Origin of the sequence: Methanobrevibacter thaueri (assembly GCF_015062915.1) — an archaeon.
GTDB lineage: Archaea > Methanobacteriota > Methanobacteria > Methanobacteriales > Methanobacteriaceae > Methanocatella > Methanocatella thaueri_B.
In genome coordinates, this window is record NZ_SUTJ01000001.1 from 154,488 (window position 1) to 177,089 (window position 22,602).

General features: G+C 37.5%; 30 protein-coding genes. 7 read left to right on the plus strand and 23 right to left on the minus strand.

Going from position 1 to position 22,602, the window contains the following annotated elements:
• Positions 1-3: 3 nt before the first annotated feature.
• From E7Z78_RS00880 to E7Z78_RS00895, 4 genes are read right to left on the minus strand one after another with little or no spacing between them, the layout of a single operon-like run.
• Positions 4-219, minus strand: coding sequence for a hypothetical protein (locus E7Z78_RS00880; RefSeq protein WP_303723290.1), 216 nt, complete (start codon positions 217-219; stop codon positions 4-6).
• Between the two features lie 7 nt (positions 220-226).
• Positions 227-913, minus strand: coding sequence for a ribose-5-phosphate isomerase RpiA (rpiA, locus tag E7Z78_RS00885; protein ID WP_303723291.1), 687 nt, complete (start codon positions 911-913; stop codon positions 227-229).
• The gene (locus E7Z78_RS00890) at positions 914-1,351 is read right to left on the minus strand and encodes a UPF0179 family protein (protein ID WP_303723292.1); all 438 of its coding nucleotides are present in this window, start codon (positions 1,349-1,351) and stop codon (positions 914-916) included.
• Positions 1,352-2,395 carry an NAD(P)-dependent glycerol-1-phosphate dehydrogenase gene (locus tag E7Z78_RS00895; protein WP_303723293.1) on the minus strand — a complete coding sequence of 348 codons (1,044 nt, stop codon included), beginning with the start codon at positions 2,393-2,395 and terminating at the stop codon, positions 1,352-1,354. It lies immediately after the preceding gene.
• 188 nt (positions 2,396-2,583) lie between these two features.
• On the opposite strand from E7Z78_RS00895, the gene proS reads away from it, so the two are divergent.
• From proS to E7Z78_RS00915, 4 genes are read left to right on the plus strand one after another with little or no spacing between them, the layout of a single operon-like run.
• Positions 2,584-3,987, plus strand: coding sequence for a proline--tRNA ligase (gene proS, locus E7Z78_RS00900; RefSeq protein WP_303723294.1), 1,404 nt, complete (start codon positions 2,584-2,586; stop codon positions 3,985-3,987).
• A 7-nt stretch (positions 3,988-3,994) separates the two neighbouring features.
• On the plus strand, positions 3,995-4,666 hold the full coding sequence (gene cofC, locus E7Z78_RS00905) for a 2-phospho-L-lactate guanylyltransferase (RefSeq protein WP_303723295.1): 672 nt from the start codon (positions 3,995-3,997) through the stop codon (positions 4,664-4,666).
• Between the two features lie 4 nt (positions 4,667-4,670).
• Positions 4,671-5,405, plus strand: coding sequence for a bifunctional hydroxymethylpyrimidine kinase/phosphomethylpyrimidine kinase (gene thiD, locus E7Z78_RS00910; RefSeq protein WP_303723296.1), 735 nt, complete (start codon positions 4,671-4,673; stop codon positions 5,403-5,405).
• Between the two features lie 4 nt (positions 5,406-5,409).
• Positions 5,410-5,787 (plus strand): putative zinc-binding protein, encoded by a 378-nt coding sequence (locus E7Z78_RS00915; protein WP_303723297.1) that lies wholly within the window; start codon positions 5,410-5,412, stop codon positions 5,785-5,787.
• A gap of 17 nt (positions 5,788-5,804) precedes the next feature.
• On the opposite strand, the gene E7Z78_RS00920 is transcribed toward E7Z78_RS00915, so the two are convergent.
• The 4 genes from E7Z78_RS00920 to E7Z78_RS00935 form a co-directional block, all read right to left on the minus strand.
• Complete coding sequence (locus tag E7Z78_RS00920; protein WP_303723298.1) at positions 5,805-6,557, minus strand: ABC transporter ATP-binding protein; 753 nt, start codon at positions 6,555-6,557, stop codon at positions 5,805-5,807.
• An 8-nt stretch (positions 6,558-6,565) separates the two neighbouring features.
• Positions 6,566-7,315, minus strand: coding sequence for an ABC transporter permease (locus E7Z78_RS00925; RefSeq protein ID WP_303723299.1), 750 nt, complete (start codon positions 7,313-7,315; stop codon positions 6,566-6,568).
• An 87-nt stretch (positions 7,316-7,402) separates the two neighbouring features.
• Positions 7,403-9,550: a heavy metal translocating P-type ATPase gene (locus E7Z78_RS00930; protein ID WP_303723300.1), complete on the minus strand. Its 2,148-nt coding sequence runs from the start codon at positions 9,548-9,550 to the stop codon at positions 7,403-7,405.
• A gap of 26 nt (positions 9,551-9,576) precedes the next feature.
• A complete protein-coding gene (locus E7Z78_RS00935; RefSeq protein WP_303723301.1) occupies positions 9,577-9,843 on the minus strand; it encodes a DUF6110 family protein in 267 nt (88 codons plus the stop codon).
• A 440-nt stretch (positions 9,844-10,283) separates the two neighbouring features.
• Between E7Z78_RS00935 and E7Z78_RS00940 the strand changes: the two genes are divergently transcribed.
• Complete coding sequence (locus tag E7Z78_RS00940; protein ID WP_303723302.1) at positions 10,284-10,472, plus strand: hypothetical protein; 189 nt, start codon at positions 10,284-10,286, stop codon at positions 10,470-10,472.
• A gap of 422 nt (positions 10,473-10,894) precedes the next feature.
• On the opposite strand, the gene E7Z78_RS00945 is transcribed toward E7Z78_RS00940, so the two are convergent.
• The gene (locus E7Z78_RS00945; RefSeq protein WP_303723303.1) at positions 10,895-11,170 is read right to left on the minus strand and encodes a 4Fe-4S dicluster domain-containing protein; all 276 of its coding nucleotides are present in this window, start codon (positions 11,168-11,170) and stop codon (positions 10,895-10,897) included.
• Between the two features lie 114 nt (positions 11,171-11,284).
• Between E7Z78_RS00945 and E7Z78_RS00950 the strand changes: the two genes are divergently transcribed.
• The gene (locus E7Z78_RS00950) at positions 11,285-12,241 is read left to right on the plus strand and encodes a CPBP family intramembrane glutamic endopeptidase (protein ID WP_303723304.1); all 957 of its coding nucleotides are present in this window, start codon (positions 11,285-11,287) and stop codon (positions 12,239-12,241) included.
• A 160-nt stretch (positions 12,242-12,401) separates the two neighbouring features.
• On the opposite strand, the gene E7Z78_RS00955 is transcribed toward E7Z78_RS00950, so the two are convergent.
• A complete protein-coding gene (locus tag E7Z78_RS00955) occupies positions 12,402-12,737 on the minus strand; it encodes a carboxymuconolactone decarboxylase family protein (protein ID WP_303723305.1) in 336 nt (111 codons plus the stop codon).
• A 524-nt stretch (positions 12,738-13,261) separates the two neighbouring features.
• Here E7Z78_RS00955 and E7Z78_RS00960 point away from each other — a divergent pair.
• On the plus strand, positions 13,262-14,500 hold the full coding sequence (locus E7Z78_RS00960) for a transposase (protein ID WP_303723306.1): 1,239 nt from the start codon (positions 13,262-13,264) through the stop codon (positions 14,498-14,500).
• 140 nt (positions 14,501-14,640) lie between these two features.
• On the opposite strand, the gene E7Z78_RS00965 is transcribed toward E7Z78_RS00960, so the two are convergent.
• The 13 genes from E7Z78_RS00965 to E7Z78_RS01025 all read right to left on the minus strand — a co-directional run bounded on the left by E7Z78_RS00965 (position 14,641) and on the right by E7Z78_RS01025 (position 22,600).
• The gene (locus tag E7Z78_RS00965; RefSeq protein WP_303723307.1) at positions 14,641-14,838 is read right to left on the minus strand and encodes a helix-turn-helix transcriptional regulator; all 198 of its coding nucleotides are present in this window, start codon (positions 14,836-14,838) and stop codon (positions 14,641-14,643) included.
• Positions 14,839-14,918: 80 nt separating this feature from the next.
• A complete protein-coding gene (locus E7Z78_RS00970; RefSeq protein WP_303723308.1) occupies positions 14,919-15,308 on the minus strand; it encodes a hypothetical protein in 390 nt (129 codons plus the stop codon).
• A gap of 451 nt (positions 15,309-15,759) precedes the next feature.
• Positions 15,760-16,449 carry a DUF4013 domain-containing protein gene (locus E7Z78_RS00975; RefSeq protein WP_303723309.1) on the minus strand — a complete coding sequence of 230 codons (690 nt, stop codon included), beginning with the start codon at positions 16,447-16,449 and terminating at the stop codon, positions 15,760-15,762.
• 113 nt (positions 16,450-16,562) lie between these two features.
• Entirely contained in the window at positions 16,563-16,760 is a 198-nt protein-coding gene (locus E7Z78_RS00980; protein WP_303723310.1) for a helix-turn-helix transcriptional regulator, read from the minus strand.
• A gap of 102 nt (positions 16,761-16,862) precedes the next feature.
• Complete coding sequence (locus E7Z78_RS00985) at positions 16,863-17,282, minus strand: RNA-binding protein (RefSeq protein ID WP_303723311.1); 420 nt, start codon at positions 17,280-17,282, stop codon at positions 16,863-16,865.
• A 35-nt stretch (positions 17,283-17,317) separates the two neighbouring features.
• The gene (locus E7Z78_RS00990; protein WP_303723312.1) at positions 17,318-17,875 is read right to left on the minus strand and encodes a 50S ribosomal protein L15e; all 558 of its coding nucleotides are present in this window, start codon (positions 17,873-17,875) and stop codon (positions 17,318-17,320) included.
• Positions 17,876-18,057: 182 nt separating this feature from the next.
• A complete protein-coding gene (locus E7Z78_RS00995; protein ID WP_303723313.1) occupies positions 18,058-18,270 on the minus strand; it encodes a hypothetical protein in 213 nt (70 codons plus the stop codon).
• A 136-nt stretch (positions 18,271-18,406) separates the two neighbouring features.
• Positions 18,407-18,706 (minus strand): DUF2149 domain-containing protein, encoded by a 300-nt coding sequence (locus E7Z78_RS01000; protein WP_303723314.1) that lies wholly within the window; start codon positions 18,704-18,706, stop codon positions 18,407-18,409.
• A 4-nt stretch (positions 18,707-18,710) separates the two neighbouring features.
• A complete protein-coding gene (locus E7Z78_RS01005) occupies positions 18,711-19,352 on the minus strand; it encodes a MotA/TolQ/ExbB proton channel family protein (RefSeq protein WP_298523370.1) in 642 nt (213 codons plus the stop codon).
• A complete protein-coding gene (locus E7Z78_RS01010; protein WP_303723315.1) occupies positions 19,353-20,000 on the minus strand; it encodes a peptide ABC transporter permease in 648 nt (215 codons plus the stop codon).
• Positions 20,001-20,213: 213 nt separating this feature from the next.
• Positions 20,214-20,786 carry an FmdE family protein gene (locus tag E7Z78_RS01015; RefSeq protein WP_303723396.1) on the minus strand — a complete coding sequence of 191 codons (573 nt, stop codon included), beginning with the start codon at positions 20,784-20,786 and terminating at the stop codon, positions 20,214-20,216.
• A gap of 6 nt (positions 20,787-20,792) precedes the next feature.
• Positions 20,793-21,596 carry an ABC transporter ATP-binding protein gene (locus tag E7Z78_RS01020; protein ID WP_303723316.1) on the minus strand — a complete coding sequence of 268 codons (804 nt, stop codon included), beginning with the start codon at positions 21,594-21,596 and terminating at the stop codon, positions 20,793-20,795.
• Positions 21,587-22,600 carry an iron ABC transporter permease gene (locus tag E7Z78_RS01025; RefSeq protein ID WP_303723317.1) on the minus strand — a complete coding sequence of 338 codons (1,014 nt, stop codon included), beginning with the start codon at positions 22,598-22,600 and terminating at the stop codon, positions 21,587-21,589. The genes E7Z78_RS01020 and E7Z78_RS01025 overlap by 10 nt, the downstream gene beginning before the upstream one ends.
• Positions 22,601-22,602: the final 2 nt, after the last annotated feature.

Genomic DNA, 22,602 nt, shown 5'->3' on the forward strand with positions numbered 1-22,602 from the left:
TAATTAATAATATTTGTTTTTTCTATCGATTGCAGCGTAAATGATGAATAATCCTATGATTATCAGCACTAGCTGTGGAAATATTGCTGCGATGATTGCAGGAATTATTCCCAGGTTAACCAGCAACCATAAGACACCGTAAATCACTATTATTGCACCGAATACGATAGCTATCTTATAGAGAAGATCCCTGATATCCGGAATGTCAAACATTGGCATGTTATCACTATAACTCTTTTGTGCCGTCGTCGGTTCCGATTATGACCTTGTCAACCATCTGTGAGAATATACCGTTTTCAACGACCCCTGGAATTGAATTTAAATCAATTTCCAAGTGTGCAGGAGATTCTATCTCATCAAACTTGGCATCAATGACGAAGTTGCCGTTATCAGTGATTACAGGACCGTCCTTTCTTTGAGCCATCCTAATCTCACAAGTAGCACCCATGTCCTCAAGGGCTTTAATTACCATACGAGATGCATCAGGCAATACCTCAACAGGCACTGGAAATGCTCCTAAGGATTCTACAACCTTGGATTCGTCAACAATCACTATGAACTTGTCTGCAGCATAATCTACAATCTTTTCCTTGGTGTGTGCTGCTCCTCCACCTTTTATCAAGTTAAATTCAGAGTCCACCTCATCGGCACCATCAACAGATAAATCGATGTCATGCTCTTCAAGGGTGGTTATAGGTATGTTCCATTGTTTTGCAATCAAAAGTGACTGGAATGATGTCGGAATTCCTAAAACCTTGATTCCTTCTTCCTTGATTCTCATTCCCACCTTTTCAATGAAAAAGTGTGTGGTTGAACCTGTTCCAAGTCCTAAAACCATTCCATCCTCAACATATTCAGCTGCCTTGTATCCTGCATTCTTTTTGGCAGAACTATTACTACTGGTATCTTTCATTTATATCACAAATCCTAAAGTGAGTTTATTAAGTTTATATCCTTTCTTACATTCCCCTTTATGTTTTCCATCGCTTTCCAAAACGATGCACTTGTCGTTTTCAGCCAAGCCGTCAGGGAAACATAAGTCATGGTAATCACATTTCTCGTCACAATCTGGAGCATTATATGTGAATGTTGATCCTTCAAAAATACTTTTAGAAGTGGTTAATAGGTCTATTTTAGCTCTGTCGACTTCAACAGGAATAACAATACCCTCTGCATGTATTGGACATTTTTGTTCGTTTTCCTTAACATCAACAACAACATATTTTCTGTTCAGTTCAAGGTTTCCAACACAGGATGATTTGAATCTGCATGTTTCGCATTCATCAGCAGGCCCAAGGAAAACGAATTCCTGTCCTTTTTTAGCCAAATCCTTACCAATCAATGTTATCATCTAAATCACCTCTGTTTTATAGGCAAGCTCGTAGGCCGCCTCTTTTGAAATTCCATTGTCTCCAAGTATGGTGTATCTTTCAGGTCTGATAGTATGAGCCATCATCAATGCTTCAATCACATCCTCATCGGCAATGCCGATTTCAGCTGCAGTGGTTGGTGCCTGAACCGCCTTAAGGGCGTTTCTTATTGCCTTCCAGTCCCCTCCATGAAGGTACATCATCAGTATGGTACCTATTCCACATTGCTCTCCATGCAAGGCAGGCTTGTCAAGAATCTTGTCAAGGGCATGTGAGAAGAGATGCTCTGATCCGCTTGCTGGACGGGATGAACCTGCAATGCTTATCGCCATTCCTCCGCTGAATAGGGATTTCATGACTATGCGCGCACTTGCCTCAAGATTAGGCTTGATGTTAGCCACATTGTCGGTTATGAGATGTGCTGACATTATTGACAGTGCAGCGGCTGATTCGCTTATAGGTTCATGCTTGAGTCTGTGAGCCAATTCCCAATCCTTGATTGCTGTGAAGTTGGAAATCAAATCCGCACAACCTGCCGCAAGCAGTCTGAATGGAGACTGTGCAATGATTTCAGTGTCTGCAATGACCGCTATAGGTGACTGTGCCTTAGCGGATGTTGATGTATTGGGATTTTTAATTGAAGCCAAAGGAGATACGATACCATCATGTGAAGCGGTTGTCGGCATGGATACGAAGTAAACACCCTGATTATGTGAGGACAGTTTTGCAACATCAATCACCTTTCCCCCACCGATTCCAAGAACTGTGGTGTCTGGAGTGATTAATTCCTCAACTTCTGATATTGATTCATAGGTTGCCCTCTTGACTTTTATGACATCCCATTCAATATCCTGCTTTTCAAGGCTTTCCATTACAGGAACTGCACCAACATCATATGTATGGTCACCTGTAACGATTAAAATCTTTTTATCCAAATGCAAAGACTTGCAAATGTCACCAGTATCCTTTATGATACCCGGATCAATGTAGACTTCACGTGGCATCTGTATTTTCCTGTTGCTCATATTATCTCCTAAAATAAATTATACATTAATATATATGTATGAAATAATTATAAATAACTTTTCAATTCAACAAACTCATAAAAATGATTCACCCAACATAACCAATTTCCCATTTAAATTTACATAATTAAATTTAATACTCATTAAAAACAGATAATTTAATATTATAAAAAATTATTTTAGGTGATATGGTGGAAAATTTTGACGAATGGTTTCATGACATTTTAGAACAAGCAGACATTACTGATTCAAGATATCCTATTAAGGGAATGGCAGTTTGGAGGCCTTACGGTTTTCAGATAAGAAAACATTCCATGAACATAATCAAAAACTTATTGGATAAGGATCATGATGAGGTTCTCTTCCCAATGCTTGTTCCTGAAAGCGAACTTGCAAAGGAAGGAATACACGTTAAAGGATTTGAGGATGAGGTTTACTGGGTTACAAAAGGAGGTCAAAGGGACCTCAACGAACAGCTCGCATTAAGGCCTACCAGTGAAACAGCAATATATCCAATGTATTCATTATGGATCAGGACACACATTGACCTTCCAATCAAAATGTATCAAATCGTGAACACTTTCAGATACGAGACAAAACACACAAGACCGTTAATAAGGGTAAGGGAGATTACAACATTCAAGGAAGCACACACTGCCCATGCAACCAAGGAAGAGTCCGATGAGCAGGTTGAGGATTTCGTTGAAATGTACAAGGAATTCTTTGATGATTTGGGATTGGCCTACCTCATTTCAAAAAGGCCTGAATGGGACAAGTTCCCAGGCGCCGACTACACAATGGCATTTGACGTCATAATGCCAAACGGAAAGACCCTCCAGATTGGTACAATCCACAACCTTGGCCAGACATTCGCAAAAACATTCGACATAACCTTTGAGGACAAGGACGGTGAGCACAAGCTCGTTTACCAGACTTGTGCAGGACTGTCCGACAGGGTAATCGCATCAGTCATTGGAATGCATGGGGACGATAAGGGTTTACGCCTTCCACCAAAAGTATCACCTAATCAGGTAACCATTATTCCAATCCTCTTCAAGAAAGGAAAAGAGGAAGTTCTTGGCAAATGCGCTGAAATCAAGGAGCAATTAGAAGCAAAAGGATTGAGAGTCAACATCGACGACCGTGACATCAGACCGGGCAAGAAATTCAATGATTGGGAGCTCAAGGGAACACCAATCAAGCTGGAACTTGGACCAAGGGATCTTGAAAACAACATTACAATAGCAATGCAAAGGGACATTGAAGAGAAGATTGAACTCCCATTGGATGACAATCTCGCAGATAATGTGATTGACTTGCTAGACAAATCATCCGAAAGCCTATCCAAGCAATCATGGGACTTCCAGGAAGAACACGTCAAGTTCGCAGAAAACCTTGATGAAATTCCTGAACTTATCGAAGCCGGAAACGTTGTTAGATTCTACTGGTGCGGAGAAGAGGAAGTCGGACACGAAATCGAAGAGAAAACCGGTTATGACGTTTTAGGAATTCAGGAAGAAGTGTCCGAAGGAAAATGCATAGCCAGTGGAAAAGACGCCAAATACATTGCATTGATTGCTAAAACATACTAGTGATAATATGGATGACATATACGCAATAATTCCTGTGACAAAGTTCAAAAACGCAAAAACCCGTTTATCACCCTTCCTATCAGAAGATGAAAGGGAAAAGCTCCTAAAGGTAATGCTTCAGGACGTGACAGACACATTGAAAAAGCATGTTGACAAGATTTTCATCATTAGCCGTGACGAGGACGTTTTAAGCTATGCTGAAAGCCTTAATGTCAACACAATCCATGAAAATGAGAACTCAAACCTCAACAAGGCACTGACCCAGGCAATGAAACTCTGCAAGGGAAAGGCAAGAAAAGTCATAATCGTGCCGTCAGACATTCCGCTGATTGGAAAGACAAACATCCAGATGCTGATTGACGCATCCAAAAACCTGGATTTCATCATAGTTCCAGCCAAGGGTGGCGGAACAAACATGATAATCATGAAACCGATGGCAATCCATACTAGATTTGAGGGCTTCAGCTACAAGGAGCATGTCAATGCCGCCGAAAAGAAAAAATTGAATCCGCAGGTTCATGACTCATTCTTCATGGCACTTGACGTCAACACCACTGAAGACTTGGGCGAAATCATGATTCATGGGGAGAAAACCCATACCAGACAATACCTTAAAGAATTGAAGGTCAAATTTGAGCCTTACAGGGGCAGTGAAAGGATTAAGGTTACAAGAGGATGATTTTATGATTGTAATGAGCATTGCAGGCGTTGACCCATCAGCCGGTGCAGGTGTTTTTGCAGACCTGAAGACATTTCAGGCAGTTGGCGTTTATGGAACAGGCATTGTAACTGCTCTTACAGCACAAAATCCATATAAGTTCTTCTCAACATTGCCAGTCAGTGAGGATTACATATCCGAGCAGATCGATTCTGTAATGGATGCCTATGAAGTGGAATATATAAAGACTGGAATGCTTTATTCACCTGAAATAATCAAACTTGTATCTGAAAAGATTACCGAATACAATTTGAAGGCCGTTGTTGACCCAGTGATGGTTGCCACATCCGGCGGAGACCTTACAAGGGAAGACATTGCAAAGGCTTTCAACAAGTATCTTCTTCCAAAATCAATTTTAACAACACCAAACATCTCAGAAGCTGAAAAGCTGACCGGTTTAAAAATCAGCACCAAGGATGATGCAATCAGAGCCACTGAAAAGATCAAATGCGACAGCCTGATTACAGGAGGCCACTTGGATGGAATAAACACCATTAACATTGACGGTGAAACATCCATTGTAAAGCAGGAACTTATTGAAACCGACAATCTCCATGGAACCGGCTGCAATCTCTCAGCAGCAATTACCGCCTACCTGGCAAAGGGCAATGATTTGCACACTTCCATTCTAAACGCATTGGATTATGTGTATGATGGAATAGAAAACGGCGATCATGGAACTCTAATAGCTAAATTGTGATAATATGAGTGATAAAACAGTACTATGCGCTTGCAGCGGAATGAATCCTCGTGGAGAAGTGGCAAGGGTTAGCGTTTATGATTTAAGTGTTGAATACGATGACATTGAATACTGCTGCATCGTTGCAAGCGGCGGAGATTATAAGAAGTTCATTGACCTTGCAAAAAACAATAATGTGATTGCAGTGAACGGCTGTGATAACTGCTGTCCTGAAAATATCCTGAAAACCAAGGATGCGACAGTTGAGTATAATCTAAACGTTTCTGAATTATTGAAAAAGAATAATATGAAAGCTCAATGCACCGTTAGAATCAACGATAATGATGAAAAATGCGTTGAGATAATTAAAAATGAAATTTTAAATATAAAAAAAGAAATTTAATGAGAATTAGCCAGTAGCTAATCTCCCATATCCAAGTCTTCAACTATTCTTTCCTGAAGAGCTATGAACTCTTTGGAATCTCTTTTTCTAGGCCTTTCGATATCAACATCAACGACGTATGCAATCCTTCCAGGATTCTTGTCCATGATAACTATCTTATCAGCCAGATAAACCGCCTCATCAACATCGTGGGTCACGAAAACAATTGTGTTTTCGAACCTTTTCCAAACGCCAATAAGCTGTTCCTGAAGCTTGTGCCTATTTTGCATATCCAATGCAGAAAACGGCTCATCCATAAGAAGGATAGGTGAATGGTTAAGCAATGATCTGATAATTGCAACCCTCTGCTTCATACCACCTGAAAGTTCATGCGGATAGCTATCCTTGAAGTCAATAAGACCTACTCTTGTGAGATACCTTTCGGCAGTTTCAATGTTCTCTTCCTTTGAGCCCTTGTTGGTCATCTCAAGACCGAAGGTTACGTTCTGCAATACTGTGAGCCATGGGAACAGTGAATACTGCTGGAAAATCACTGCCCTGTCACCGGATGGCTTTTCAACCTTTTCGCCATTGGCAATGATTTCACCGGAGGTAGGCTGGTCAAGACCTGCGATTAATCTCAAGAGAGTGGTTTTTCCACAACCTGACGGGCCTAAAAGACATACCAGTTCACCGTCATCGATGGTTAAGTTCACGTCACTTAAAACTGATAATTGGTCATTTTTCTTGCTTTTGAATGATTTGTTAATATTTTTCACTTCAATTGACACTTTAACACCTACCAGAATATCCTGTCTTGAGCCTTGGTGAATACATAATCAAATATGATACCAATCAGCCCGATATCTAACATACCAACAACTGTTGTTCCTGGATCAAATAAACTAGTTGCTGTCAAAATCATATAACCTAAACCACTGCTTGAACCAACCATTTCAGCGGAAATGGTACACATTAACGCAATACCTATTCCGACCTTAAGACCTGATACAATATATGGAACTGTGGAAGGCAAGATTACCCTTTTCAATACATTCCAATCGCTTGCACCAAGTGTCTGAGCTGATTCTATTAAAACCTTATCAGTTCTTTTAACCCCATCAATTGTATAAACTAGAATTGGGAATACACAACCCATGAATATGATGAATACTGCTGGAAACATTCCGATTCCAAACCATAAGATTGAAAATGGAATCCATGCAACCGGAGGAATTGGCCTTAAGATACTTATCACCAATGTGGCAATGTCTTCCAGGGTCTTATAGCTTCCAAGAATGATTCCAAGAGGAATGGCTACAACAGAAGCTAATATTAAACCTCCAAACACTTTATATAATGTGTCTAATGTATTTGCAAGAAGCTTTCCATTCAGTATCAATTCCCAAGCGGATTGGCATACTGTGATTGGTCCCGGCAAGATGTATGGATTTACAAGTCCCAATCCTTCTGTAATCAAGTACCAGAAGATTATTATGCAAATCGGTAGAATTAATGGAATAAATTTATTTTTATAATCATCTAACATTAAATCACTTAATTGAAATTTTATACATATATAAATATTACAATCATAGTATAAAAACTTTAAAAAAAATGTTAAAAAAAAGAAAAATTATGAAGCGTCAGCTACTTCAATAGCCTCTACTTCAATACCTTTACTGTAATCTGAGTCCTTAAGAACTGATCTTGTACTCAATGCACCAAACAGCATTGTAGACAAGTTATGTATCATTGAGGATGTTGACGGGGAAATTGCACCAACAACACCAAGCACTAAAAGTGAACCGTTGACTGCCACAATATTGCGGTAGTTGGAGTTAATCTTGTCAAGCATTCCAGTACTTAGTTTTCTTAAGGTTACAAGATCGTACAAGTCATCGGATAGGAGTGATATGTCTGCAACTTCACGTGCAATGTCTGATGAGTTTTTCATGGAAACTGACACATCAGCAGCTGCAAGTGCAGGTGAATCATTGATACCGTCTCCGACCATGATTACGGTTTTGCCTTCTGCCTTAAGCTCTTCAACAATTCTTGATTTGTCTTCAGGAAGCACTTGTGACCTGTATTCAGTGATTCCTAATGCCTTAGCTCCAGCCTTAGCACCGCTTTCACTGTCACCAGTCAGCATTATGACATTTTCAATGCCTAAACTCTTGAGCTCCTCGATGACGTATTTTGCCTCTTCACGCACAGGGTCATCGATGCAGATGAGTCCTTCAAGTTTTCCGTCAATCGCAAGGTAAACAACAGAGTGTTCTTTTGCCTCTTTTTCGACCTTCTTCTCTTGAGTCTTGGTCATCTTGACTTTCTCGTCATCGAACAGGAAGTGCTTGGATCCGATTACTGCACGCTTGCCGTCATACTCGGTTACAATACCATGAGCAACGATATATTGCACTTCACTGTGGTCCTCTTCATGTTTGAGGCCTTCCTCTTCAGCCTGTTTTACGATGGCTGTTGCGATACTGTGTGCGAAGTGCTCCTCAATACATGCTGCCATTCTCAGGATTTCATCCCTATCGTATCTTTTTGACATTGGAATGACCTCCACAACCTTTGGAGTTGCATTGGTCAGTGTTCCAGTCTTGTCGAATACGATTGTGTCGGCATTTGCATAGCTTTCAAGGAATTTTCCACCCTTAATCATCATCCTGTTGTCTGATGCTTCGCGCATTGCAGAGATGATTGACAATGGAGTTGTCAACTTGATTGCACATGAGAAGTCAACCATCAGGACGGACAGTGCCTTGGTTGGGTTTCTTGTAATCAGATATGTCAATGCTGTTGCAATGAAACTGTATGGAACGATTGAATCAGCCAGCTTTTCAGCCTTGCTTTGAGTTTCAGCCTTCAATTCTTCTGAATTCTCAATAAGATCAATGATTTTGTTCAATCTTGTTTCCTTGTTCATTGAGTAAACTTCAATGATTAGATTACCTTCCTCTATAACGGTTCCTGCGTGAACTGTTTTACCTGGACTCTTATGGATAGCCAATGGTTCTCCTGTCATTGAAGCCTCATTAACCATTCCGTCTCCTTCAATTACTTTACCGTCCACAGGGATCACATCACCCATGTGAACCTTGATTTTATCCCCTTTGTCGATGTCTACAGCAGGGCATTGTTTTTCCTCACCATCTTCTCCGACTACCCAGACTGTGTCAATGTTTAAGGCCAAACTGTCTTTTAATGTGCTTTTGGCTTTTTGTATTGTATAGTCTTCTAAAGCGTCGGAGATGGACAATAAGAACATCATTGAACTTGCCGGTTGATATTGTTTATGTAATAATGCACCAGCAACTGCTGCACCATCAAGTAAGGCCACATCAACACGGAAACTGGTCAGACTGTCCAATCCGTGCCAGACATATTCCAGAGCATGGTAAATTGTTAAAGCATTTCTGATAGGCATTGGAAGGAATAGCTTATATACTCCTCTATGCAATATCATTTTTGTCAATCTGAGATAGAAGTCTTCACTGATTTCCTTTGAAACCTGAGTTTGAGTAGGTTCGGCTTCAAACAGGTCATCCATGGTGATTGAATCAAGAATGTCAAAAATCTTTTGCTTGCTTTCAATGCTTCCATCATAGTAAATTAATATGCTACCGTTCCTATGGGATGTGAATACCTCATGGATAAAGCTTTGGTCTAAAAGTAATGAAGCGAGGCCGTAACCTTCCTCCTTGGTGAAGGCCCATTGGCCGGCACGGACCCTTAAGCGGGACCCGCTATCATGCATTACTTGATATTTCATATAAATCCCTTTTTTAAAAAATGAATTTATTCTTTTGATTCAACGTAGATTTCTTTTTTGGTATCAGCGTTTGCGTCAACTACGATGTCTTCTGCGTTTTCTTTCATGTCTTGGAAGCATGCTTCAGCATCTTTTTTAGCGGACATTACTGCAGCCATACCTTTGGTGGTGGTGTCTTTGAATGCTTGGGATTTTACAACTTTAGCTCCGATTAGAGCTGTTGCAACTCCTGCTGCAAAAATTAATGCATGTTTATGTTCTACACAAGTGTTAATAATATCTTCACGTCTCATTATAATACCATCCTTTTTAGTTAATTTTTTTAGTTATTTTCTTGAAGTTTATACTTCAACAATATACTTTTAGTTTTTTTAATATTAATATTTTAGGAATGCCTAAAATATTTCTTTTTTATTGCTGGAAACAAAGACTCTTCCGCTCAGCCTAGAAGATATTTTGAACCTGATCTCAAAACTTATGCAAACCTAAAAACAATAATGGATTTGCATAAGCCATCTGACAATATATGTTAAATAATTCATTATATATAAATCAATCGGTTTTTAAGGCTTTTTTAGGCTAATCTAAGAATAAATATTTAGTTAAACTAAAAAATAATTTATGTGCATCAAAATAATTTTTAGTCCCTCCAAAAAAATAATGAACAAAATATTCATATATGATATAATTGAAAACATCAAGTAATCCTAACATGAATTAAAGGTGATTAAAAATGAAGATGCATAAACTTTGTCCAAGATGCGGATCCAAAAATGTTGATTGGATTATTCCTCAAAACTGGTCCCAGTGCATTTGCAGGGATTGTGATTACACCGGACCAATTGTAGAGGGAAACGATGAATTTGCAGATGAAATCCGTGAAGCATATCTTGAATCCCTAAAAGATAATGATGAAGAATAATTAAGTGAGTTTTACCTTACAACCATCCCAAACACACTAAAATTGCTTTGAATAACATCCTTACTTATTAAATTTCAAAAAAAAAGACTAAACAATAAAGGCAATTAAATTTAAAAAAGCAAAGGTGTGTACTTGAGGTAAAATCATGCTAAAACATGAAGTAGCTAATTCAAATTTAAAAAGCCTTTACGGTATAAATTTTGATTATACCATTAATTAATTACTCAATCATAATATTTAAATTAAACGATTATAAATTGAGTTATGCCTAAAAATAGTAATGAAAATCAGTATTATGGTAAAATAAATTTAACCATACTTAAAAGTTAAAAAATAACATGCAAAAAATACATTAATCTCGACAGCGATAAAACAAAGAGTTAATGATATAAAAAAGAAAAGAGATTTCAGATGCTTTAAACCTATAGCTTGACTTGTGTAAGACAGCTTGGAGGGCATCTGATCACACATCCCAGGCACTGTGTGCAGCGCCTGTTGTTCAGTGTCCAGGTCTTGTTGTGGACACTGACTGTTATCGCATTTACCGGACATACTGCCTGGCATCTGCCGCATAGGGTGCATCTTTGGATATCGTTTCCAATTCTCCACCTTGACTTATGAGATGACATTAAAAATTCAGTAAACAAATGCATTCCCAGTTCCAAACCTATTGACGAATGTCCTCCACGATGCCTCAAATACAATCACCTTCACTTTTTAGGTATAACTAAATTTATTGCTGATTCTATATAAATATTTTGGAATACCTAAATTTTTTCAGTTAATGTTAAATAGGAAAAATTGATAAAATAATGTTAAAACAAAAAGCAGGTGTAAAATTGAATGCTCATGAAAAATTCTTCTCAAAAATAGGAGTCAACTACCTTATATTGGGACTGGTTGCAGTGATAATCCAGATAATCATAACCAATATCATTGCAAACACAAATCCAAACGCATTGAGCGACGTTAACCTGATATACATCATATCCGCCATGTGCAACTATCTCATACCATTGCCGATATTCTATTGGCTGATGAAAAGGATTGAAAGCCGTAAAATGAAAAAGGAAAAGGTGGGCATCTGGACATTCATACTTTACATTGGAATAACAATGACCCTTATGTGGATTGGAAACCTCATTGGGCTTGCAATAACATTCCTTCTTGGAGGGGCAATACAAAACGACATAACAAATCCGGTGCAGCAACTCATCAACAGCACCAACATCTGGTTCAACATAGTGATTGTAAGCATCCTCGCACCTATTTTCGAGGAGTTCTTCTTTAGGAAAATGCTCATTGACAAGACAATAAGATACGGGGCAAAAGTGTCAATAATCCTTTCGGCACTCCTTTTCGGACTGTTTCACGGAAATCTGAACCAGTTCTTTTATGCATTCCTGATGGGTGGATTTTTCGCATACGTCTACATCAAAACCGGAAAGATCATATACCCTATAGTGCTTCACGCAATCGTGAACTTCATGGGGTCTGTGGTGAGCCAGGTAATTTCACAGGCAATGATGAACCTGCAGCAGTCCATAAGCACAACCGATTTGACCATAATCGTGGCATACATGATATTGTTTATCATTTTCATAGTGCTGGGCATAATTGGACTAAGCAGATACAAAAAGGCCAAGTTCAACGGCAAGAAAACAGAAATCGAACTTGAATATAAATACACAACAATGTTCATGAATCCAGGAATGATATGCTTTGTGGCATTCTTCATATTCGAAATGATAAGGCAAATGGTAATGTGACCCACGAATAATTAAGAAAGCAATTAATTAAAATGAGTGTGTGAAAAATAGCTTCAATTTAAACAGACATGTTTCAAAGTAAAATGAGTTATTGTGTTATTTACAAACATTAGAGTGATGCCATCTACATACAAAAAAAGAAAAAAGGCAATGGATTGGATTATTCCTCATCCATTGTTGCAATGACGCTGTTTAGAATCTGAAGTGATTTTGAAAATGCAGGCATTCCGGAGGTCAAAAGCACTACCCTCAAAACATCCACAATCTCATCCTTGGTCATTCCAAACTCATGGATTGCGCTTTTTATTTGCTTTTTGGTGGCTCTTGGATCTGCACGGGAAGCTGTGATTCCAATAGCTATCAATTTTTGAGTCCTGTAATCAAGAACCTTACCTGTCCAAACGGTTTCGTTAATGTCTTTGACCAATTCGTACAATTCAGGGTATTCCCCTTCAAGTTCACGAATTCCTTTGCCGTAAAATACTTCTCCTTTCATATAACCATCTCAACTATTAATTAATACTAATTTACATTTTAAATTATATATAATTAATTAGAAACTGAGTTTTCCTCATAGGTGCCAACCTTGGGCATTTCCTTTAAGATTTGAAAAATTTCCCTCATGCCATGATATCCGATTATCTTTTTGTTGCAATGACCATTCTGTTTAGATTGTGCATCGGCAATTCGATTTTAACATTATTGTGCAAGAATTCTCCGGCTTCTTTAAGCCGGGAGATGAATTGCACTTTTAAGAGAGATGTTGAATTTTTAGAATTTTTTTTGCAAAAAAAAATATGCATATTACTTTCCAAATGCTCTTAGATAAACTCTATTTATTATAAAGGTATATAAGTTGTTATAAGAAAAAGAAAACATATTCTTTTTTTGATGATTAATCAAAAAAAATTAAAATCCATGTTTTTTTTTTCGAGTATACAAATAAAATTAATGACATCTTTGTCTAAAAAAAGAATAAAGTGTGGGGAGCATTTATTTATGGTTGATAAAACTTTTATTTTGACCGATAAAATTGAGTTTATCCCTGATGAGGATTTAGAAGGGGAATTAAATTTCAATTTACGGGCAACCGGTTATGTATTCAACAAAACATTAGAATACAGCATTTACCGTGAAAACCTAGTCAAAGAATTTGGAATAGGAAAAACATGTAAAATCAACCGCACTTACACACAAAAAATCGTAAGAACTCTAAAAAAACAAAAACCATTCCTAAAAAAAGCAGAATCCACCTGCATACAAGCATCCACCGACCGCTTAATAAAAGCATACGAAGGATTCTATGATGGAAGAACTGGACACCCTAAATTCAAATCCCTTAAAAAAAATCCAGTAAAATCCATCACACTCAGAAACAACGAATATAAAACTAAAAACGGAATAAAAGCCTCAATAAGGTGGGAAGATAACAAACTACGCTTAAACAAACTAGGATACATTGAAGTCAAACATAAAAGAGACATCGACGGCAAAATCAAAGAAGCCACAATCCTAAAAGAAAACGGAAAATGGTTCGTCTGCATAACATATGAAGTAGAAAAAATACAACCACGGGAAACATTTTCCGGCCCTTCTTTATATGTAGGCATAGATTTGGGATTAACAGACTTCCTAACATTTTCCAACGGAAAAGTCATACACAAACCCGATTTAAAAAAAATAAACCGTAGAATACAATATTACCAACAAAAACTAGCACGCCAAAAAGAAGGTGGATCCAACTGGAAAAAAACACTAAAAAAACTCCACAAATGGATAAACAAGAAAAACAATGTCGTCAACGACTATTATCATAAAATATCCTACAATATTGTAAAACACTGCGAATTCATAGCAATGGAAACATTAAACATACGAGGAATGATACGAGCAAGAAGTTTAAGCAGAAGCATTCATGAAATAGGCTGGGGAAAACTCATTGAAATGATACGATACAAATCAGAATGGTACGGACGTGAATTCGTACAAATCGATCGATGGTTCCCTTCCAGTAAAAGATGCAATGTTTGTGGTGAAATAAATCATGGTTTAGGTCGTGATGAAAGAGAATGGGAATGTCCACGCTGCCATAGCATACTTCAAAGAGATGTTAATGCTGCAAAAAATATTTTAGACGAAGCTCTACGCGCCACTGGTTCAATGGTGCTATGCTTAGTAGATTTCATACCAATTGGTCAAGGCAAATTCGAATATTATTACGAATGGAAAGGCCTTGACAAAACAATAGGTATGGCCTAAGAATCTCCAGCTTCTACAAGCTGGAGAGGTTCAATAATTTAGTTTATATTGATATAAACATTTAGACAAACTTGTAAAAATTATGGACATCATTCAATTTTTTCAAAATAGAATGAATATTAAATTAAAAAAAGTGTGTCTTAATCATCAAAGATAAAGACATTTGCGATGAAATCCTCATTCAGCGCATTTTTAATGTTGTTGGCAGTGATTAAAGAGGGAATTGTCCTATTGTTTTCTATATCATCCAATTCCTCAACAGATATGTCTGCAAGGCTTGCCAATTGCTCTTGAGAGATATCTAACTGTTCCCTTAACTGTCTAATATTGTTCATCATATGATTACCTTAAAAAATGAAATATATTTTTAACATTAGTATGTTTGATTTCATCATTTAAAAAGGTAATGAAAACAATATCAGTTCGGATTTACAGTGACTTTACCCTCATATGTGCAGCCAACATACTTGCCGTCACCGGCGAATGTGAAATTGCCATAGTAATTGTCATCCCCTGCATCCGGAAGATATTCTGCGTTTTCAATCGTGAACTCACCATTCTCATCGGTTGTCGTATCCACAATTGTTCCCATATCATGGCCAGGCTTGTGGTAAGTTATTGTCTTGTTTGCAACGCCATAGCTGTATGCATCCATAAGCATGCCTGAAAATGATCCGTTCTCGGCAACCTCTGTCTCATTGACTATTATGAATGTTGAAACGTTATTGTTGAACTGGAACCAGAACACTCCTATACATATTACCAATGCCACCAATAGAATTATTAAGTACTTGCTTTGCCTTTCCACAATATCCCCTGGAATTATATTTGAAAATATATCAAAATAAAGTTATTGGTCATATGTAAATATAGATTTACAAAATAAAAAAGAAATTATAAACATTTAAAACAAGAAATAAAGATAATTAATAATTTTTAAAAAATAGTTTACCAAAATATTTATATAATATAATGCAATAAAATAACAAATATGTAAATATATATTTACATAACTGGTTAGATTTTTGATATTATTAGTTAAATTTCAACTCAATAAAATCATATCTCCCTTTTAAATCTAACCATTGAAATTAATTTCCAGGCATTGAACCATTCTTGATTGAAAAAGACAAAGAATTCACACTTAAAATTAATAAACGCAACTTCAAGTACTACAGGAAGTTTTTTTCAATGAATCATTTATTTAAATCCATCCAAAAAAATAAAAACACCATAATCAATTCTGGAAATTAATTTAACTACAAATCCGTATATGCCATGCCTGATATTCTTGCAACCATGATGTGGAAGAACGGTTGGAAAAACAACGCTGTTATCAAAAACAGAACCACACTGGTTAAGCTAAGCGTATGGGAAAAAATTACAAAGCGAACATTGATTATAACACCCAGATAATATGCAAAGTCATCTATGAATAATCCGCATCCCCCATAAATTATTATGAAACCGATTAGAATGCCGACCAACACCCTAACTCCAATTCCGTTTAAGATTATGTTGGTTATTTCTTTAAGATTGAAGGCCTTTCTTACGGAATCGTGCCTGATCATATGGGCAATTGCAACATATGAATAGCAATACATCACGACAAACAATACTGTAAACAGTGACAGATAGGATAATCCCTGAATAATATCCAATCGAAGCAACAACATTAAAAATAATGGAATAATCAAATAAACAAATTTTACAAAATATAATTTAATTCCATTGATGAAAAGCTCCTTAAACCCATTTAATTCCACCATTTGGGTATTTTCATGGATCATGAGATTAAGGGAATGCTTGATGATTTTATATTGATATCCTGAAACGAAAAACGAAGGTATGAAAAATATGGAGAAAAGCTCAAACAATCCCAACTTTAAAATATTTTTAGGATTGGAAAATGAATATTTCAATGAGTCGTATAGTATATCAAGTATCATCATATCACACAACAATTGAAATTTTTTAGAATTGTTCAAAAAGTGAACGAATTTCAACTGTTATGTAAACTTATGTTTACTAATTATTTAAAATTTGTGGAATAAATTTTTGACTAATCCTCATATAGAAATACATCTTCAATATATTTCTGATTAAGGCAAAACGTTATCTTGAATGCATGAATCAAATTAGGACTCATACGATTGTTTTCAATGGCGTTCATGGCCTGGCGTGAAATGCCCACCTCTTTTGCCAGCTCTTCTTGGGTAATCCCCTTGGCTTTCCTTAAAATTTTAATATTATTCTTCATGACAATCCGATTATACACTCCATAAGTACAAAATGGAACGGTTTAATAATATTATATGCAACCTTATTATAAAAGTTTGTTTATTGTTACAACTAAAAAAAGTCATCTATCTAAAATGGCCTCGCGAACCTTGTCAACAGCAATCTCTTTTTTAGCTGGAAATGCAGCAACCTTAACCTTTAAGTGTATCGCATCGCCCTTGTCGAGAATAGTCCATTTCTCGTCTAATGCATCGGTTTTGTCTAAGCGTAAAAACCAGTTACCTTTCTCATCCATCTTGCGTTCCAAGTCATCATTGAGCTTATCCAAGTCAACGCTTTCAAGAAGTGTGTTGAAAAAAGCCTTTGTGTATCTTTTCTTTGAAACAACACCTGATAAAATAAGTATCCTGTCCTCAAGCATACCTTCAGCCTCTTCGGCCTCGATTTCAGCTTCAGGAAGTATGTTTAAAATAGCTTGTGAGATCTCGTCTACATCCTCATCCTCATAGACGAAAGCCCTGAATTTGATATTATGAATCATTTTATATCAAAAAAATAAAAAAAGGAAAAGAAGGATTATAAATCTCTTCTTCTAGCTTGTTCTGAGCCTTTTCCTTTAGATTTGATTCCACGTCCTTTGTTACCAGCACTGGTTAAGCCTCTGAGAGCTCTGTTAGTGTGTTTTTTGGAGCAAATCCAATTGATTTTCTTATCGTTAATGATAGAAGGACTGTTAGGATCAACTAAAATTACTTCATAATATTTATGTTTTCCTGTAGACCATACCCAGTAAGAGTTTAAAACTTCCATGTTAGGGTATTTTTTAGCTACACGTTCTTCTGCAATTCTTTGAATGGATTTAGCTTGGGTAATTTTGTTTACACCCATTCTTTTAGGTTTACGACCATTGAAACGACGGGTTTTCCTTCTTCCACCACGTCTTACTCTGGTTCTTACTACAATGAAACCTTTTTTAGCTCTGTAACCTAAACTTCTAGCTCTGTCGAGTCTGGTAGGTCTTTCAATTCTTTGAACTGCGCCTTGTTTTGCCCATTTAGGGGCTCTTTGCCACATGAGTTCACGTACGTAGGACTCATCTGGGTTTTTCCATGCGTCTCTAATATATTTGTACATAAATAACACCTTTTTGTTCAGCCACGAGGGCCACATCCAATTGGGAACTTATCCCAAAAAAAGTAATTATCACTGTCATAAAATAACAGTAATAAAATATTTCATTTTATTTATTTATAAAGGTATCGTTAATAGACACTATCATGAAATTTAATACAAAACCAAAAAAAAGAATTAAACAATTACTCATCTAATCGAAGAAATTTATCAAAATCAAAGTCAATGCCTAATTCCTTATTTAAATTAATAAGATCTTCACGAGGATTTGAATCCCATTTGGAAACTTCCTCCATAGCCTCATCAATATGATTTAATAACCAATCCTTTTTCATACGAGGGTCAAAATCACTAACAGGATATCCAAATATGTCCAAATTGTCTTGATTAAAAAGCATTTTAAGCTACTCCTCATTTTTAATATATATCTTAAAAACATATAAAACAATCAGTTTCAAAAAATAGCAATTTTACAAGGTTAAAGCAATATTGTAATGAAAAAAAATAGAAAAAAAAGGAGCGTTAACTCCTGATTTAACCCGATACCATCACCAGCTCACCGGTGGTCGGGTCCTCATAGACCTTTCCGACTTCACTGTATCCGCTGTCCTCGAGTCCGCCAGCATCAGTGTAGTTCTGGGTGAAAGTGTCCGCTGTTGAAACATCCTGTGTGGATTGAGATTGTGTAATCATATCAGGATTGGCCGATAAAGCCATAATTGCAAAAATCAGAAAGCCCAAGGCCAACACGAGCATTGCATCCGAAAGGTTGTTCAATCCTCCCATCGGGTCATCGTCAACAGATTCCGAAATTCTTCTTTTTTTCCTAAGCATCAAATCACCATTTGTTTATTGTTTCAAGTTCCGCTTCCGCAACGGTTTCAACATCAATCAGTTCGGACTCATACCATTGCTTTTTATATTTGGAAATCAGGAATGCAACAGCCCCGACGGTCAAACCTGTAACGGTAGTGTCGAATGCTATTGTCAGAGATTGTGCAAGGGTTGCAATGTCCCCTGTTCCAAGTGCTGCAAGACCAGGACCCAATGGTATCAATGTTCCCAAAAGCCCAAGGATAGGCCCTACACGAACAAGAATGTCTGTCTTGTTGGTCTTTTTAATCAGTCTTGTCTCATGTGCTGAGATGAGTTCGCTTGCAAGTGCCTTTCTTGCTTCAGGACCAATGTCATGGTTGTCTGCAATTCTTGTCAGTATCTCCTTTTGATAGTCAAACAGATCACTATTGGATATTTCCTCTTTCATTTGACCTACATTAGTTGAGAATGAAACGCGTCTCACCAGATCCTCCAGGTTTGCAGAGGATATGGCCTTTCTTGAAATGAACTCATTGATCAGCCCTCCGAATGCCAGGATAACTATGACGATTGATATTACAAGCAGTATGACAACCGGTGTCAATAGGCTTTCGGAGATTATGTGAATCAGTGAGGTCAATGTTTCAGTTCCTTGAATAATCATTTATTTCCCCCTTGTATCATTTATAAGGACACCAGCAACCAAGACAACAATGATTCCTATAACAACGTAAATCAGCTGATAGGTTGGAGTCAATATTAAAAAAGGACTGAATTTGGTGTAGTCCAGGGCCATTGTGGAATTGTATGTCAATGCGAAAATGAACATCAATATTGAAAACAGGCTCATGTACTCGCCGATTATTACAGGATATTGTCTTTTTGCATGATGCAATAATTTTGTGAGTTGATAAACAACAAATAATATTATGAAAACGAATAATGAATATAAAATCATTGATAAAATGTCAAGACTTGTCTGGGAGGAGAACAATATTGTTGAAACCGCAGATGTCACGAGGATTGCATAAAACGGCAATCTGAAATCATCCCTCTTGATGTAGTACACGATAGATGCAAAGATTACTATTGTGATGATTAAAAACAGATAGCTGAAATTATACAATAGAAATGACAATGGAGCATTCAGATAAACTGAAATGCTCATCAATGCAAAAGTGACTGCGGCACATGCCAATGCCAGCACTATTACCTTTACATTATTCAGCTTATAATTTCCAAGCATCAGTGCGACATTTGCCGCAAACAACACCAGAATGATTAACAGATATCCTCCAATCAAATCCATCATTTAACCTTTTCATACTCGTTATCTAATTTAATATTAGACAACATGAATATATAAGCATATCGAAATGAATTAATTAAAAATAAAATAAAGAGCAAATATCAATTTAAATAGTTAAATAAAAATTATAGATTAAAAAATATAAAAATAGATGAAGAATTTTGATTTAAAATATAAAAAAATGAAAATTAAAAGAAAAATAAAATACAATATAAATTACTCTTCAATTAACTCGTAATAAGACCCTTCGGCACAGGACTTGCAAACTGGCTTTCCACCGATGAGCCTATGCCTTCCGTCAGAAACCTTTTCACCGCAAACTGAACAGAACGCCGTGGTGTAAGGCTTGCCCGGCATGTCCCCCGGACCCAATTCAATTTTTACCTTATCGACCTTGAAAAGCTCTTCAGGAGGTGTTCTTCTGAATCTTGCAATCATTTCCTCTTTTGTTTCCTCATCCTTGAATTTCTTGTTGGCATCAGCATCAGTTATCCTTAATGCCTCACCAGTGTCCTGGTTCATGAATGTTGCTGCAAACTTGCCGTAATACATTTGTTTCAGGGTTCTTTTACCCATGGAGCATCCTGTCACTGACTGCACTGCATCGGACATGCACCTGTCGATTTCCAAAAAGACGATAAGGTTCTTGTGCCTTTGGTTAAGTTCCATTCCCAAAAGCTCTAATCCGTACATTGCAAGCTTTGTTCCAATGGCTATTCCACCACAGATGTGTCCGTGAAACTCAGCGGCCTTAGCCAGTTGCTCATCATAATCCTTTTCATTCATAATTATCACCTATAAATCTAATTTTAAGTTTGTCTTTAAAGGTACACATACCTTTCTCTCATCATCCAGTTCCATCAGCTTAACGTCAATGGAATATGCTTTTCTCAAATTATCCTCTGTAACCACATCATCAGGAGTTCCGAAATCAATGAATTTCTTGTCTTTCATGATTGCCACTTTTGTTGAGCTTAAGAAAGCGTGATCAGGGAAGTGTGATGACATTATAATGGACAGCCCGCTTTTTGAGAGATTGTCGATTATCTCCAATAGCTTAATCTGATTTCCAAAATCCAAATGGGATGTCGGCTCGTCCAATATTAGTATGTCCGGCTTTTGGCACAATACCCTTGCCAGGAAAACGAGCTGCCTTTCCCCTCCGCTCAGGTTAGTGTATTCCTTGTCCTTCAAATCCTCAATACCAAGAGTCTTGAGGGCTTCAAGGGCGATTTTCTTATCCTCCTCTTTCGGGGAATCCGTAAGGTTCAGGTATGGTGCCCTTCCCATCAGGACCACATCAAACACCTTGAAAGGGAATGATGGAACATGTGCCTGTGGAATGTAGCCAATATGCTTTGAGATTTGCTTGAATGACAGTTTCCTGATGTTTTCACCGTTAATCAGTATCTCGCCTGAGTTTATCTCATGAAGTCCGTTGAGGCATTTAATCAGTGTTGTCTTTCCGGTTCCGTTTGGCCCGAGAATGCACAATACGTCACCCTTTTCAATGGAAAAGCTGATATTGGAGAATATCTCCTCGCCGTCATAGTCAAAGGAAATGTTTTTGACTTCAAATAGCTTGTCTTCTATGACCATTCTGAATAACCCCTCTTAAGTAAGTATAGGAAAATCGGCACTCCAATTATTGCTGTAAGTATTCCTATCGGTATCTCGATTGCTATCACTGCACGTGAAATGTTGTCAATCAGCAATAGAAAGCTTGCGCCAAGGCTCAGTGAAGCGGGAAGCAGTACCCTGTTGTCGGGTCCAACAACCATACGGGACATGTGGGGAATGATCAGTCCAATCCATCCGACAATACCGCTTATTGAAACTGCAGCGGAGGTTAAAAGGGTGCATCCTGCAATGATCAGCAATCTTGTTCTTGACGGGTTCAATCCCAAGGATTGTGCCTCCTCATCACCCATCGCAAGAAGGTTCATTTGCCATCTCAATGCCAAAAGCACGACAAGGCCGATAATGACTGGTATTGCAATCATCAATAGCTTGTCCGCATTTATTGAAGCCAATGAGCCCATGAGCCAGTAAACTATTTCGGGGAGCTTGTCGTCAGGGTCTGCTATGAACTTTATTGCGGATATCAGTGAGTTGAAGAATGCTGATATTGCAACCCCTGAAAGCACAAGGACCAGTATTCCTCCTGCCTTGTATGATTTTGATATCAAGTATGTTGCAGACACTGAAATCAACCCGAAAACGAATGCGAAAATCTGGGTTATGATGTTGGCTCCGCTTAAAAGAATTCCCAAAGCGGCACCGAATCCTGCACCGTTTGACACACCAAGCAAATCAGAGGATACCAGTGGGTTCTTGAATATTGACTGGAAAGCGGCACCTGAAATCGCAAGGCATGCACCAACCACAATTGCTCCGATGATTCTTGGAAGCCTTATCTCAAATACTATTGTGGTTATTGTGGGTGAAACCTCAAGCTGTGGGAACACTGGTGATAGCAATGTGTTTATCACATCAATTGGACTGATCGGGTATCTTCCAATCAGGAATGATGCGAAAAATAAGACTATTGGAAAAAAGATTAGAAGTATGATACTTATAATCTCTTTTGTTTCCCTATCCATTT